The organism is Caulobacter sp. GW821-FHT09A05 (genome assembly GCF_059418465.1).
On record NZ_JBWKPX010000025.1, the window covers coordinates 19,324 to 33,473 of the forward strand.

At 70.9% G+C, this 14,150-nt stretch carries 13 protein-coding genes; 1 reads left to right on the forward strand and 12 read right to left on the reverse strand.

What is annotated here, in order from left to right; all coding sequences use genetic code 11:
* Positions 1-56: 56 nt before the first annotated feature.
* The 12 genes from AC07NX_RS19850 to AC07NX_RS19905 form a co-directional block, all read right to left on the reverse strand.
* Positions 57-1,592, reverse strand: a complete 1,536-nt coding sequence (locus AC07NX_RS19850; protein WP_494644140.1) for a class I adenylate-forming enzyme family protein — start codon at positions 1,590-1,592, stop codon at positions 57-59.
* Positions 1,589-2,719 carry an acyl-CoA dehydrogenase family protein gene (locus tag AC07NX_RS19855; RefSeq protein ID WP_494644141.1) on the reverse strand — a complete coding sequence of 377 codons (1,131 nt, stop codon included), beginning with the start codon at positions 2,717-2,719 and terminating at the stop codon, positions 1,589-1,591. The genes AC07NX_RS19850 and AC07NX_RS19855 overlap by 4 nt, the downstream gene beginning before the upstream one ends.
* Before the next feature lie 12 nt (positions 2,720-2,731).
* A complete protein-coding gene (locus AC07NX_RS19860; RefSeq protein ID WP_494644143.1) occupies positions 2,732-3,940 on the reverse strand; it encodes an acyl-CoA dehydrogenase family protein in 1,209 nt (402 codons plus the stop codon).
* Positions 3,941-4,026: 86 nt separating this feature from the next.
* Positions 4,027-4,893 (reverse strand): acyl-CoA thioesterase, encoded by an 867-nt coding sequence (locus AC07NX_RS19865; RefSeq protein ID WP_494644145.1) that lies wholly within the window; start codon positions 4,891-4,893, stop codon positions 4,027-4,029.
* Positions 4,893-5,825, reverse strand: coding sequence for an SDR family NAD(P)-dependent oxidoreductase (locus AC07NX_RS19870; RefSeq protein ID WP_494644147.1), 933 nt, complete (start codon positions 5,823-5,825; stop codon positions 4,893-4,895). The genes AC07NX_RS19865 and AC07NX_RS19870 overlap by 1 nt, the downstream gene beginning before the upstream one ends.
* Positions 5,826-5,860: 35 nt before the next feature.
* Positions 5,861-6,679 (reverse strand): enoyl-CoA hydratase/isomerase family protein, encoded by an 819-nt coding sequence (locus tag AC07NX_RS19875; RefSeq protein WP_494644149.1) that lies wholly within the window; start codon positions 6,677-6,679, stop codon positions 5,861-5,863.
* A 9-nt stretch (positions 6,680-6,688) separates the two neighbouring features.
* On the reverse strand, positions 6,689-7,924 hold the full coding sequence (locus tag AC07NX_RS19880) for an acyl-CoA dehydrogenase family protein (RefSeq protein ID WP_494644150.1): 1,236 nt from the start codon (positions 7,922-7,924) through the stop codon (positions 6,689-6,691).
* Positions 7,925-7,936: 12 nt separating this feature from the next.
* On the reverse strand, positions 7,937-9,055 hold the full coding sequence (locus AC07NX_RS19885; RefSeq protein ID WP_494644152.1) for an acyl-CoA dehydrogenase family protein: 1,119 nt from the start codon (positions 9,053-9,055) through the stop codon (positions 7,937-7,939).
* Positions 9,056-9,065: 10 nt separating this feature from the next.
* Complete coding sequence (locus AC07NX_RS19890; protein WP_494644154.1) at positions 9,066-9,881, reverse strand: enoyl-CoA hydratase/isomerase family protein; 816 nt, start codon at positions 9,879-9,881, stop codon at positions 9,066-9,068.
* Complete coding sequence (locus AC07NX_RS19895) at positions 9,878-11,062, reverse strand: acetyl-CoA C-acyltransferase (RefSeq protein ID WP_494644156.1); 1,185 nt, start codon at positions 11,060-11,062, stop codon at positions 9,878-9,880. Before AC07NX_RS19895 ends, AC07NX_RS19890 begins: the two co-directional genes overlap by 4 nt.
* 22 nt (positions 11,063-11,084) lie before the next feature.
* Positions 11,085-12,083, reverse strand: coding sequence for an acyl-CoA dehydrogenase family protein (locus tag AC07NX_RS19900; protein WP_494644158.1), 999 nt, complete (start codon positions 12,081-12,083; stop codon positions 11,085-11,087).
* The gene (locus AC07NX_RS19905; protein WP_494644160.1) at positions 12,080-13,225 is read right to left on the reverse strand and encodes an acyl-CoA dehydrogenase family protein; all 1,146 of its coding nucleotides are present in this window, start codon (positions 13,223-13,225) and stop codon (positions 12,080-12,082) included. The genes AC07NX_RS19900 and AC07NX_RS19905 overlap by 4 nt, the downstream gene beginning before the upstream one ends.
* A 152-nt stretch (positions 13,226-13,377) precedes the next feature.
* Here AC07NX_RS19905 and AC07NX_RS19910 point away from each other — a divergent pair, with 152 nt between their 5' ends.
* A complete protein-coding gene (locus AC07NX_RS19910) occupies positions 13,378-14,148 on the forward strand; it encodes an enoyl-CoA hydratase/isomerase family protein (RefSeq protein ID WP_494644162.1) in 771 nt (256 codons plus the stop codon).
* Positions 14,149-14,150 lie beyond the last annotated feature (2 nt).

Below are 14,150 nucleotides of genomic sequence, written 5' to 3' on the forward strand. Positions count from 1 at the left end.
TTGTCCGTTCGACGCCGGCCCGGGTCAATGCGCCGCCGCCTTCCGGGGTTACAGGATCAAGCATGCGATGAGGCGTGCAGCGCCCTCAACGCCACCTTGTTGACCTTGCCGCTGGGCAGGGTCGGGAAGGCGTCCAGGAACAGCACCTGCTTGGGCTTCTTGTAGCTGGCGATCAGGCCGGCCGTATGGGTGATCAGGTCGGCGGCGCTGGCCCGCGCGCCCGGGTGCAGGATGACGGCCGCGACCACCGCCTCGCCCCACTTCTCGTCGGGCGCCCCGATCACCGCCACCTGGGCCACCGCCGGATGCTCGGCGATCGCCCGCTCCACCTCCTGCGAGTAGATGTTCTCGCCGCCGGAGATGATCATGTCCTTCTTGCGATCGACCAGGAACACGCGCTCGCAGGCGTCGAACCGGCCCATGTCGCCGGTCTTGAGCCAGCCGTCGTGGAAGACCTCCAGCGTCGCCGCGGTGTTGTTCCAATAACCGGTCATCACCGCTTCGCCCCGGATCCACAGCTCGCCGACCTCGCCGGCCGCGCAGTCCCGGCCATCGTCGCCGACGATCCGCACCTCCGTCAGCGGATAGGCGTTGCCGATCGAGCCCAGCAGTTCGACCATGGGGCCGTCGACGGCGTGCAGGTGCTTGGGCAGGGCCGTGCCCGTGCCCTCGGTCTGGCCCCAGGCGTTGACGAACACCGGCCCGAAGCGGGCCAGAGCGCGCCGCAGCACCGGTACGGGCATCGGGGCGGCGGCGTAGAGGATGGTCTCCACGCTGGAAACGTCGTGGTCGTCGAAGGCCGGATGGTCGACCAGGGCCTGGACCATCAGCGGCACCAGGTGCAGGTGGGTGATCTTCTCGGTCTCGATCGCCTTGAGCACCGCCTCCGGATCGAAGGCCCGGTGCATATGGATCTCTCCGCCACGCCACATCTGGGCCAGCATGCTGGACTGGGCGCCGGCATGGAACATCGGCATCACCTCCAGCATCCGGCCGCGCGGGCGCACGTCCATGGCCAGGCAGACGCATTCGCCCATCGCCAGCTCGGCGCGGTGCGAGCGCATGACGCCCTTGGCTCGGCCCGTGGTGCCGGAGGTGTAGATGATGTGGGCGATGTCGTCGGGCCGGGCTTCCAGCGGCGCCCCCGCCGGATCGCCGCTCCGCAGGAAGTCCTCGTAGGCGACGGCCCAGTCCGGGGCCTCGCCGATGCAGACGAAGATCTCGATCGACGGCAGGGCGTCCTTCAGGCCCGCCACCACCTCGGCGTACTGGGCCTCGAACACCAGGGCGCGCGGCGCGGTGTCGCCCAGGACCCAGGCGATCTCCGGCGGGGCCAGACGGAAGTTCACAGTGTTCAGGATATAGCCCGACAGCCAGGCCGCGCTGAAGGCTTCGGCGTATTCGGTGCAGTTCATCGCCAGGACCGCGACCCGGTCCTGGCGGGCGCAGCCGGCGCGATGCAGGGCCGAGGCCAGGCGTCGCGCCCGCTCCAGATGCTGGCCATGGGTGAAGCGCCGATCGCCCTGGACCAGGGCGACGTCGTCGGGCGAGAACCGCGCCGCGCGGGTGATCAGGTCGCCCAGGGTCCTCATGCGACGGCCTTTCGCGACCAGGCGGCGAAGCGTTCCAGGTGCAGGTCGATCGATCCGAACAGGCCGCGGGCCAGGACGGCGCGCTTGTAGAAGTGGCCGACCACATATTCCTCCGTCACGCCGATGCCGCCGTGCATCTGGATGGCCTCGCCCGTGACCTTCACGGCCGCCTCGGCGATCTGGACCTTGGCGGCGGAGACCCCGGCGCGACGCGCCTCGGGATCGGGGTCCGACAGGGCCGCGATCCCACGCAGCAGCATCGACCGCGCCAGCTCGGTCTCGACCAGCATGTCGGCCATCCGGTGCTGCAGGGCCTGGAAGGTGTTCAAGGTCACGCCGAACTGCTTGCGCGTCGACAGATAGTCGCGGGTCAGCCACAGGGCCGCGTCCATCGCGCCGACGCATTCGGCCATCAGGGCGATGACCCCGTGGTCGACGGCCAGCTCGATCCCGGCCAGGGCTCCGCCCTCCGCGCCGATCCGCGCCGGATCCCCCAGCGCCACGTCCGTCAGCGCGAGGTCGGCGACCCGTCGCCCGTCGACGGCGTGATAGGCGATCACCTCCAAGCCCGGCGCGTCGGCCGGAACCTCGAACAGGGTGACGCCGCCGGGGGTCCTGGCCGAGACCAGCAGGATGTCGGCGCTGGAGCCGCCCAGCACGAAGGCCTTGCGGCCGTTCAGCCGCCAGCCGTCCGCCGTCCGCGTCGCCTGCGTCTTCACGGCCGCGTCGTCGCCGCGCATGGCCGCTTCGTTATGGGCCAGGGCGATCAGCTTCTCGCCCCCGACCAGCGGCGCCAGCAGGGCTTCCTTCCGGACCGGATCGGCCAGGGCGACGATGGCTCGCGCGGCGATGATCGCGCAGGACAGATAAGGCTCGACCAGCAGGACGCGGCCGAACTCTTCCTGCAGAAGCGCGGTCTCGACCGGGCCGCCCCCGTAGCCGAAATCGTCCTCCGCCAGGCCCGCCCCCAGCCAGCCCAGATCGGCGAAGGTCTTCCACAGGTCGCGCGAAAAGCCCTCGGCGCCACGCAGCAGGTGGCGACGGCGCTCGAAGCCATAGTCCCGCTCGCACAGCCGCCGCGCGCTCTCCTTCAGCGCGGCCTGTTCCTGGGTGAGGGAGAAGTCCATCGTCCTATCCTCTCAAAGACCCAGCACCGACTTGGCGATGATGGTGCGCTGGATCTCGTTGGCGCCGCCGTAGATGGTGGTGGCGCGGCGGAACATGGCGCGCGACAGCCAGCCGGCGGCATGGTCGGGCGCCGGCGGAACGGGGGCCAGGACGTCCATGTTGTCCTGCCCCTCCACGTCCGGGAACACCGCCAGCCCATGGTCGCCCAGGGCCTCGACGGCCAGGTCGGCGATCCTCTGGCGCAATTCGGAGCCGCGCAGCTTCAGCACCGAGGCGGTGGCGTTCAGCGCCGGGTCGCCCTCGCTCATGTGCAGCACGCGCAGGACGGCGGTTTCCAGCGCGCGAAGCTCGATCTCGAAGCGAGCCAGCCGGGCCGAGAACAGCGGATCCTCGATCAGCGGCCGCCCGCCCCGCGGTTCGACCGCGGCGATCTGCTTGACCATGGCCAGGTCGAAGGCCGTGTGCGGGGTTTCGGCGCTCATGGTGCGCTCGTTGGTGAGCAGGAACTTGGCGTAGCCCCAGCCCCGGTTCTCGTCGCCCACCAGGTTCTCGACCGGAACCCGGACCTCGTCGAAGAAGACCTCGTTGACGCTGAGGCCCTCGTTGATCGTGTAGATCGGCCGCACCGAGACGCCGGGGCTCTTCATGTCGATCAGCAGGAACGAGATGCCCGCCTGCGGCCTGGCCTCGGCGTCGGTGCGGACCAGCGCGAACATCATGTCGGCCTTGTGGGCCTCGGACGTCCAGGTCTTCTGGCCGTTGACGACATAGTGGTCGCCATCGCGCACGGCGCTGGTCTTCAGCGACGCCAGGTCCGAACCCGCGTTCGGCTCGGAAAAGCCCTGGCACCAGAAGGTGTCGGCGTTGAGGATGGCCGGCAGGTATCGGGCCTTCTGGACCTCGTCGCCGAACGTGTAGAGCACCGGTCCGACCAGCTCGAGCGCCGCCTGGTCCGGCACCGGAGCGCCCGCCGCCCTCAGCTCGACCTGGAACAGGTGCCGCCGCAACGGCGACCAGTCCGTGCCGCCGTACTGCTCGGGCCAATGCACGGCGGCCAGGCCCCGCGCGTTCAGGATACGCATCCACGTCTGGACGTCGTCATGGGTGGCGTGGAAGCCCTGGCGGCCGCGTCGCGCGATGTCCGCCGGCAGCGCCTGGCGGATGAAGGCCCGCATCTCCGCCTGGAACGCCGCGTCGGCCGGATCGAGATCGAAATTCATGATCTGACCTTACCCCACTCGCGATCGATGCAAGCCTTCCCCGCCTCGCCAATCGCATGGGCGATCCGACGACCGCCGGCGAGCGTTCAAAGCTCCCCCACGCGAGGGGCGGCGTGCATCTCGCCCGGGAACAGGTAGATCTCCTGGGCCACCGACGCGACCAGCTGGCCGGCGCGGTCGTAGATGCGCCCCTGGGCCAGGCCGCGGGCCGATCCGGCCCACGAACTGTCCATCTCGTACAGCAGCCAGTCCGAGGGATCGGCGGACTGATGGAACCACATGGCGTGATCCAGGCTGGCGATGCGCTGCCGCATCGCCTCGGGATGGGGAACCTTGGCGACGCCGCCCAGCCAGAAGTCCGACAGATAGGCCAGGCCGCAGGCGCGCAGCTCGGCGTCGGCCAGCTCCGGCGGGCGCGCCCGCATCCACAGCTGGCGCTCGGCCTCCCCGGGCGTCGCCCTGGCCGGGACCAGGCGTCGCTCCACCAGCGGCAGCAGGGTGAGCGGCGGGGGCGCGTCGGCGTCGCGCGCGGCGAGCACCGCCCGTTCGAACGGGTCCTCGGCGGAGACCTCGTCCGGTCCCGGCGTAGCGGGGGCTGGCCGCGCGTGGGAGACGCCCTCGCCGCCGCCATGGAACGAGGCCTCCATATGGAAGATCGGCACGCCCTTCTGCCGGGCGATGACCCGCCGGGTCGTGAAGTTGCGGCCGTCCCGCGTGCGTTCGACCTGGTAGACGACCGGCTCGGCCTCGGCGCCGGGGCGAATGAAGTAGCCGTGCAGCGAATGGACCGGCCGTCCCTGCACCGTGAACTGGCCGGCCCTCAACGCCTGGGCCAGGACCTGCCCGCCGTAGAGGGCGCCGCTGAGGTTCGGCTCGGTCCGGCGCGAGCGGAAATAGTCCGAGCCGACGTCCTCCAGGTCGAGGAGGTCCAGCAGGGTCAGCGGCTCGGCCATCAGCCCGTCGCGCCGGTCTTGGCCTGGATCATGCGCCAGTAGTCGGTCGCATCGACCGGCGTGGTCAGGCTGGAGAGGTCGCGGATGGCGTCCCATTGGGCGGCGACGCCCTCGGGCGAGAAGTCGTCCAGCAGCACCCCTTCGTTTATGGCGACGACGGCGCGGCTGATCCAGCCGCAGCCGGCGTTGAAGATCTCGCCCGAAGCCGGGCAGCTGGCATGGGCCAGGGCCAGCACCAGCGGCGAGACCCGCGCGGTCGACATCGGATCCTCCTCCGGCGGCCTCGGCGCCGCGGCTTCCCCCGACATGCCGGCGGTGGCGGTCAGGCGGGTGGCGGCCGTCGGGGCCAGGGCGTTGACCTTGATCCCGGCCTTGGCGCCCTCGATGGCCATGACCCGCATCATGCCGACGATGCCCAGCTTGGCCGCGCAATAATTGGCCTGGCCGAAGGCCCCGAACAGGCCCGACGGCGAGGCGGTCATCACGATGTTGCCGCCGCCGTTCTCGCGCATCCAGTTGAAGGCCGGCTGCACCGTGAACATCGTCCCGCGCAGGTGGACGTCGAGAATGATGTCCAGCTCCTCCTGGCTGAGCTTGGAGAAGCTGCGGTCGCGCAGGATGCCGGCGTTGGCGATCACCGCATCGACCCGGCCATAGGCGTCCAGCGCCGTCTGGATGATATTGGCGCCGCCCGCCTGGGTGGCCACGCTGTCGAAATTGGCGGTCGCCTCGCCGCCGGCCGCGCGGATTTCCTCCACGACGCGCGAGGCGGCCGACTGGTCGTCGCCCCGGCCGTCGGTCGAGCCGCCCAGGTCGTTGACCACGACCTTGGCGCCGCGTTCAGCCAGTTGCAGCGCATAGGTGCGGCCCAGGCCGTTGCCGGCCCCCGTGACGACGACGACCTTGTCGTCGAAGCGGATGGTGTCAGCCATAGAGGTTTCCTCGCTTGCGGCCGTGGTCCGGCGCGTCAGGTGTGCTTGAACTTGGGACGGCGCTTCTCGACGGCGGAGGCGCGCTTTTCGGCCGCGTCCTCGGTCGCCTGGCTGGCCAGCACCGCGCGGTTCTCCAGCTCGATGGCCGCTTCCAGGCTGCCGGCCCCCTGGTTGAACCAGAGCGACTGCTTGGTCAGCCAGATGCCGACCGGGCTGTTGACCGCGATGGCGTCGGCCAGGACCAGGGCCTCGTCCATCAGGGCGGCGTCCTCGACCGCGCGCAGCACCAGGCCGATGCGCTCGGCCTCGTCCGATTGCACCGCCCGCGCGGTCAGCAGCAGCTCGGCCGCCCGCTGGGCCCCGATGGCGCGCGGCAGCAGGTAGCTCATGCCCAGCTCGGCGCCGGTGGCGGCGTTGTGGATGACGTTGACGAACTTGGCCGACCGCGCGGCGAGGGTCAGGTCGGAGGCCAGGGCCAGGGCGTAGCCGATGCCCGCCGCCGTCCCGTTGACCGCGCAGATGATCGGCTGGGGCATGGCCCGCATCAGGACCGGGATCTGGCCCAGCACCCGCATGGTGTACTTGCCCGCCTGGATGCGGCCCAGCCCCGGCCGGACCCAGGCCGGCTTGCCGCCGACTCGCACGTCGTGCCCCGCGCAGAACGCCCGTCCGGCGCCGGTCAGGATGATCACCCGCGTGTCGGGATCGTCGCGCAGGCTTTCGAAGGCCGCGATCAGCGCCTCGTACATGTCGAAGGTGAAGGCGTTCAGCGCCTCGGGCCGGTTCAGCGTGATGCGGGCGACGCCCTCGGCGGGCGTATCGACCAGGACCGCGGCGGCTTCGGTGTCGGTCATCGGCGATCCTCAGCGCGGCAGGCCGAGCGCGCGCTCGGCGATCATGGTCTTCAGGATTTCGTTGGCGCCGCCCGAGATCGTCCAGGCGTAGCTCAGCAGGAAGTCGTGCATGGCGTTGCCGGTCTGGTGCCCGCCGCCCAGGACGATCGGCTGGCGAAGCTGGCCCGCCAACCCGCCCAGCTTCAGCCGAAACTCGGTGTAGCGCCGCAGCAGCTCGGAGAAATGCACCTTGATGTAGGTGGGCATCGTGGTCGAACCCATGTGCGGATCGGTCTCGATCTCCTGCATCAGGGCCCGGATCATCAGCCGCAGGGCGACCATGTCGTTGTAGGCGCGGGTGAAGGCGCGGCGCGCCTCGTCGTCCTTCAGCCAGTCCGCGTCGGTCCGCTTGGCCTCGGCCAGGTCGGCGTCCAAGGTCCGCGCCATGCGCTCGGACAGTTCGAAGATGATCAGGCCGCGCTCGGCCGACAGGGTCGACTGGGCGATCGCCCAGCCGGCGTTCTCCTCGCCGATCAGGTCGGCGACCGGGATCTCGACATTGTCGAGGAAGATCTCGCAGAACTCGGCTTGGCCCGTCGCCTGGCGGATCGGCCGCACGGTGACGCCGGGCGCCTTCATGTTCAGGATGAAGTACGAGATGCCGGCCTGCTTCTTGGGCGCGTTCGGGTCGGTGCGAGCCAGCAGCAGGCAGTAGTCGGCGAAGGCGCCGTACGAGGACCAGACCTTCTGGCCGTTGATCACATAGACGTCGCCCTTGCGCTCGGCCCGGGTGCGCAGCGACGCCAGGTCCGAGCCCGAGCCCGGCTCGGAGAAGCCTTGGCACCAGACCTCGCCGCGCTCCTGGACCCCCGTCAGGTAGCGATCCCGCTGCGCCTTCGAACCATGCCCGAACAGCGTGGCCGGCAGGTGGTAGAGCGAGATCACGAACATGTCGGGATTGGGCGCCTGGGCCCGGGCGATCTCCTCGAAGATGATGACCTGGTGGCGGATGCCGATGTCGGCGCCGCCCCAGTCCCGCGGCCAGTGCGGGGTGGCCAGGCCGACCTTGCCCATCTCGGCGAACCACCAGCGCTGGAAGGCGACATAGTCGGCCTCGCTCGCGCCGGTCATCCGCGCATGCCAGTCGGGCGGCACCACCGCCTCCAGCCAGGCCCGCACCTCGGCGCGGAAGGCGTCGAGGTCGTCCTTGCGGGCCAGGGGATCGAAGCGGCGGGTCGTCGGGCTGGTCGCGGTCTGGACGGACATGGTCATGCTTCCTCAGGCCGCCGCCAGCAGCAGGTCGGTCACCCGGTCGAGATAGGCCGCCGGCCCGCCGAACAGCTGCTCGTTCAGCTTGGCGCGCTTCAGATAGAGATGGCAGGGATGCTCCCAGGTGTAGCCGATGCCGCCATGCAGCTGCACGGCGTCCTGGGCCACGCGGGCGTAGACCTCGGTCGCCAGCGCCTTGGCGACCAGGGCGTAGCGTCCCGCGGCCGGATCGCCGCTCGCCATCCTGGCCACCGCCTCGGCCACCAGGGCGCCCGAGGCGACCAGGGCGATCTTGTGGTCGGCGCAGCGGTGCTTCAGGGCCTGGAACGAGCCGATCGGCTTGCCGAACTGCTCACGGGTCTTCAGGTAGTCCAGCGTGATCTCGAACACCGCGTTGGCGCCGCCCCGGGCGTCGCTAGCCAGGGCCAGGGCCGCGTGGTGCAGCAGGGCGTCCGCGATCTCGGTGGCGTCTCCGGCCAGGACCCGTTCCGCCGGCAGGGCCAGGCGCGCGAACCGCGCCACGCCCAGGTGCCGGGTGCGGTCGACCGTGGCCGCCTTCTCGACCGAGACGCCGTCGACGGCGGGCTCGACCAGCACCCACCGCAGAGCCTCGCCCTCGCGAGCCAGCAGCAGCAGGACGTCGGCCGCCGCGCCGTCCAGCAGGGTCTCGGCCGCGCCGTCCAGCACCACCCCGCCGTCCGCCCCCGCCGACAGTGTCAGGGTCGTCGCCAGGGCGCCCGGCGTCAGCATCGACACGGTCCCGGCCAGTTCGCCGGCCGCCAGCCGCGGCGTCCAGGCCGCCTGCTGCGCCGCGTCGCCGCCGCGCGCCAGGGCCTCGACGACCAGCATGGTTCCCAGCACCGGCAGGGGCGCAACGGCCCGTCCCAGTTCCTCGTAGACGACGGCCAGCTCGGACGGCCCCAGGCCCAGGCCGCCCTGGGCCTCGTCCGCGGACAGGGCCAGCCAGCCCAGTTCGGCGGCCTGCGACCACAGCGGCCGGTCGCGCACGCCCTCGGCGTTGGTGAAGGTCGCCACCTTCTCGTGCGAGGCCTGTTCCGACAGCACCGCCCTCACGCCGTCGCGCAGCGCCTCCAGGTCCATGCCGTCGCCGGAATTTGCGTCGCTCATCGCGGGCCTCTCAGAACAGCACGTCGGAGGTGAAGTCGGGCGGGCGCTTTTCCTCCATGGCCTTCAGCGCCTCCTTGGCTTCCGCGCCGGAGAAGTTGACCATCTCGAACGCCGCCGACAGGTCGAAGATCGCCTCGTTCTGGCGCAGCCAATGGTTCAGCACGTACTTGGTCATCCGCACCGCCGTGGGCGCGGCGGCGGCCAGCTCGAGCGCGACCTCGATCGATGTCGCCTCCAGCGCCTCGGCGTCCACGGCCAGGGCCACCAGGTTGTTGCGCTCGGCCTCCTCGCCGGTCATCGGGCGGTTGGTCAGCAGGTAGTACTTGGCCTTGGCCATGCCGCACAGCAGCGGCCAGACGATCGCGGCGTGGTCGCCCGCCGCCACGCCGATCCGCACGTGCCCGTCCAGCAGCTTGGCCGTCCTGGCCGCGATCGGCACGTCGGCCAACAGGGCCAGGGCCAGGCCGGCCCCCACGGCCGCGCCGTTGATGGCCGAGACGATCGGCTTGCGCGAGGCGATCAGGTTGCGCACCAGCCGGGTGGCGTTGTTGAAGTCCTGCGAGAACTGCTGGTTGGCGTCCAGGGCGCCGGCCACCGGCATGTCGTCCAGCGCGCCACCGGCGCAGAACGCGCGGCCCTCGCCCGTGATGATCGTCACCCGCGTCTCGGGATCGGCGTCGATCGCCGCCCAGACCTCCTCCAGCTGACGATGCATGGTCGGCGTCACCGCATTGGCCTTGCCCGGATTGCTCAGGGTCAGGCGCAGCACACGCGGCGCGGGCCGGTCGAACTTCAGGCGGTCGAAGGCGGCGTAGCGGTCGGTCATTGGTCGATCTCGAACAGACCGGCGGCGCCCATGCCTCCGCCGATGCACATCGTGACGATGACACGCCTGGCGCCGCGCCGCCTCCCTTCGATTAGGGCGTGTCCGGTCAGGCGCGAGCCGCTCATGCCGTAGGGGTGGCCGATCGCGATCGCCCCGCCGTCGACATTGATCCGCTCCGGGTCGATCCCGAGCACGTCACGGCAATGGACGACCTGCACCGCGAAGGCCTCGTTCAGCTCCCACAGGTCGATGTCGTCGACGCCCAGCCCATGCCGGGCCAGCAGCTTGGGCACGGCGTGGACGGGGCCGACGCCCATCTCGTCCGGCTCGCAGCCGGCGACCGCGAAGCCCTTGAACCGGCCCAGGGGCCGCAAGCCCCGCCGGGCCGCGTTGTCCGCCGACATCACCACGCAGACGCTGGCCCCATCCGAGAGCTGGGACGAGTTGCCCGCCGTGATGAAGGCGTCCTCGCCATTGATCGGCTTGAGCCCGGCCAGGCCCTCCAGGGTCGTCTCCGGCCGGTTGCCCTCGTCCTTCGTCAGCAGGACCTCTTCCTCGCCGACCACCTGGCCCTGCTTGTCGGTCAGTTGCTTGAGGCTCTTCAGCGGCGCGATCTCGGCGTCGAAGCGCCCGGCGGCCTGGGCGGCGGCGGTGCGCCGCTGGCTTTCCAGCGCATAGGCGTCCTGGACGTCGCGGCGGATCCCGTAGCGGCGCGCGACCGTGTCGGCCGTGGCGATCATCGGCAGGTAGATGTCGGCCTTGTGCTCCGCCAGCCAGTCGCTGCGATTGCGGTGACGGTTGATGTGATGGTGGGTCAGCGAGATGCTTTCGAGCCCGCCCGCGACGAAGACCTCGCCCTCGCCAGCCAGGACGCGTTGGGCGGCCAGGGCGATGGCCTGCAGGCCGGACGAGCATTTGCGGTCGAGGGTGAAGCCCGGCACGGTCACCGGACAGCCGGCGCGGATCGCCGACTGGCGGGCGATATTGTTGCCGGTGGGCCCCTCCGGCGTGGCGCAGCCCAGGATGACGTCCTCGACATCGCCCGGCGCGACGCCCGCCCGCTCCAGCGCGGCGGCGACCACATGGCCGCCGAGATCGGCGCCGTGGGTGTTGTTGAACGCGCCACGGAAAGCCCGGCCGATCGGCGTTCGGGCGGTCGAGACGATCACGGCTTCGGGCATGCGCCCTCCCTTGCAAATCCGGTCATGCGGCGTCGGACCGCCGGGTGAGTTCGGGCCACAGTCCTTCAGGACCCAGGTCCGCGACGCGACGGCCCAGCCGCTGCGCCCAGAACCGGTCGCCGCCGAACTCCGACCGCCAGCCGACCAGGCGGCGGGTCAGGCGGTGCAGCGGATGCTCCTGGGTGAAGCCGATGGCGCCGTGCACCTGATGGGCCAGGGCCGCGCCCTGCCCGGCCGCGGCGTTGGCCCGCAGCTTGGCGGCCGCGAACTCGAAGCTGGCGTCGCCCGCGTCGGCGGCCCGGGCGGCCGCCTGGCCCGCCGAGTTCACCGCCGCCGCCTCGGTCGCGAAGATCGCGAGGTTCTGCTGGACCGTCTGGAACTTGCTGATCGGCTTGCCGAACTGCACCCGGTCGTTGGCGTAGGCGATCGAGGCGGCCAGGGCCGCGTCCAGCGCGCCGGCGATCTGCGCGGTCCGCAGGAAGGCGCCGCAGGCGAAGAGGTCGATGTCGCTGGGCGCGGTCTCCACCGGCGCCGCCTCGAAGGTCAGGACGTCGCGCGGCTCGCCCATCGGGCTATGGCCCTGTTCGATCCGAGCGTCGGCGGTTCGCAGCCGCAGCAGGGATCCGGCGCGTGTGGCGACGACCGTCTCGGCGGCCCTTCCCCAGGGCGTCCCCCGCAAACCGCCCGTGAAGCGGCCGTTCTCCAACCGCCCCTCGACCACCGGCGCGATCGTCGCCAGCCCTTCCGATGCCGCCAGGCCGGCTCGGGCCAGCGCCCAGGCCGCCACCGCCGCCTCGCCCACCGGCGCCGGCAGGGCGTGCGCTCCCGCCAGCCGCGCGACCGCGAACAGGTCGCCCCAGTCGCCGCCGAAGCCGCCCTCTTCCTCGTCCAGCAACAGACTTTCGAACCCCGCCTCCGCGATCGCGGGCCAGACCTCGGCGAACAGGGCGTCCGGATCGGCCGCGATGGTGGCGAACAGGCGATCGGCGGTGTCGGTCAGCAGGGTCCGCGTCTCGCTCATCTCAGGCCCAGCCCCCTGGCGATGATGCCGCGCAGGATCTCGCGCGTGCCGCCCCTCAGCGAGAACGACGGCGAAACCTGCAGCAACAGGGCCAGGACCCGCATCAGGTCGGCGGCCGCGGACAGATCCTCGGCCCCGTCCAGCGCGGCCTGGATGGCGCGCGGCAACTCCTGCTCGAAACTGTTGCCCAGATCCTTGACGATCGCCGCCTCCAGGGCCGGATCCTCGCCGGCGGCCAGCTTGGCGGCGGTGGATTGCGACATCTGCCGCAGGGTCCACAGCTCGGCGGTCAGGCGCCCGATCAGGACGGCCAGCACGGGCTCGGGGTCCGACCCGGCGAAACGGATCAGTTCGACCAGGGCCGCGTAGCTGGACAGATAGCGCTCGGGGCCCGACCGTTCCAGCGACAGCTCGGCCGTCACCTGCTTCCAGCCATTGCCCTCGTGGCCGACCCGGGCCGAGTCCGGCACAAGGACGTTGTCGAGGAAGACCTCATTGAAGTCGTGCCCGCCGACCAGGTCGACGATCGGTCGAACCGTCACGCCGGGCGTGTCGAGCGGGATCAGGAACTGGGTCAGGCCCTCGTTGCGCTGCGAGCCCTCGACCGTCCGGACCAGGGCGATCATCAGCTGGGCGTTGTGGGCGTTGGTGGTCCAGACCTTCTGGCCGCTGATGCGCCAGCCGTCGCCGTCGCGCACGCCCTGGGTGCGGATCGACGCCAGGTCCGATCCCGCCCCCGGCTCGCTCATGCCGATGCAGACATAGGTCTCGCCGGCGGCGATGCCCGGCAGGTGGGTCCGCCGCTGTTCCTCGGTCCCGTAGCGCAGCAGCAGCGGCCCGCTCTGGCGGTCGGCGATCCAGTGCATCCCGACCGGCGCGCCGGCGGCCAGCAGCTCTTCAAGCACCACGTAGCGATGCAGCGGATGGCGGGCGTGGCCGCCGTATTCGACAGGCCAGGTCATGCCGACATAGCCGGCCCGGCCCATCGCCTTGCTGAACGCCGCGTCGCAGACGGCCCAGCAGTTCGCACGGCTGGCCGCGTCCGATTTGGGCGCCTCGCGAGCGATGAAATCGCGGACCTCCCGGCGTAGCGTCTCAACGCCGGCCGGCGGATCGAAGGGATGGGCGTCGAAGGTTTGCACGCCGCCAATTTGCGCGCCGGGCCGCACGTCGCAAGGACGGCCCGGCCCCTATCGCAGCCGCGATATGGCGGAGAATGCCCCCCCTGTGCGGGTCGTCACCGCCTCCGGCCCGGTGCTATGCCTTGAAGCCAGGGTTTAGGAGACCAACCGACATGGCGATCGATCTGAGCATCGAAAACGGCGTCGCGACCGTGACCATCAATCGTCCCGAGCGCAAGAACGCCATCCTCCTGGCCATGCGCACCGAGATCGAGAACGCGTTCCTGAAGTGCCAGGACGACGACGCCGTGCGCGTCATCATCCTGACGGGCGCGGGCTCGGACTTCAGCGCCGGGGCCGATGTCGGCGAAATGGGCGGCGGCGGGATCAGCGGCTCGCTCTATCGCATGCGCCACCTGCACCGGATGGCGCGGGCGGTGGCCAACACCAACAAGCCGGTGATCGCCGCCGTCGAGGGCGTGTGCATCGGCATGTCCTGGGCCCTGGCCCTGGCGGCCGACATCACCATCGCGGCCGAGAACGCCCGGTTCCAGTTCGCCTTCCGCCACATCGGCCTGGCGCCGGATGGCGGCGCGGCCTTCCTGCTGACCCGCTACGTGCCGATCCAGCGAGCCAAGGAGATCATGTATTCCGGCCGCTTCGTCAGCGGGAGCGAGGCGCACCAGCTGGGCCTGGCCCTGCACGCCACGCCGCCCGGCGAGGCCCTGGCCAAGGCGCGCGAGGTCGCCGCCAGCTTCGTCAACGCCCCGACCATCGCCCTGGCCATGGCCAAGCGCCAGTTCGACGCCGCCCCGGCCCAGACCTATGACCAGGCCCTGGATTTCGAGGCCAACATCCAGCCGCTGATGGTCCAGACCGAGGACTTCCGGGAGGGAACCAACTCCTTCAAGGAAAAGCGCAAAGCCCAGTTCGTCGGCAACTGAGC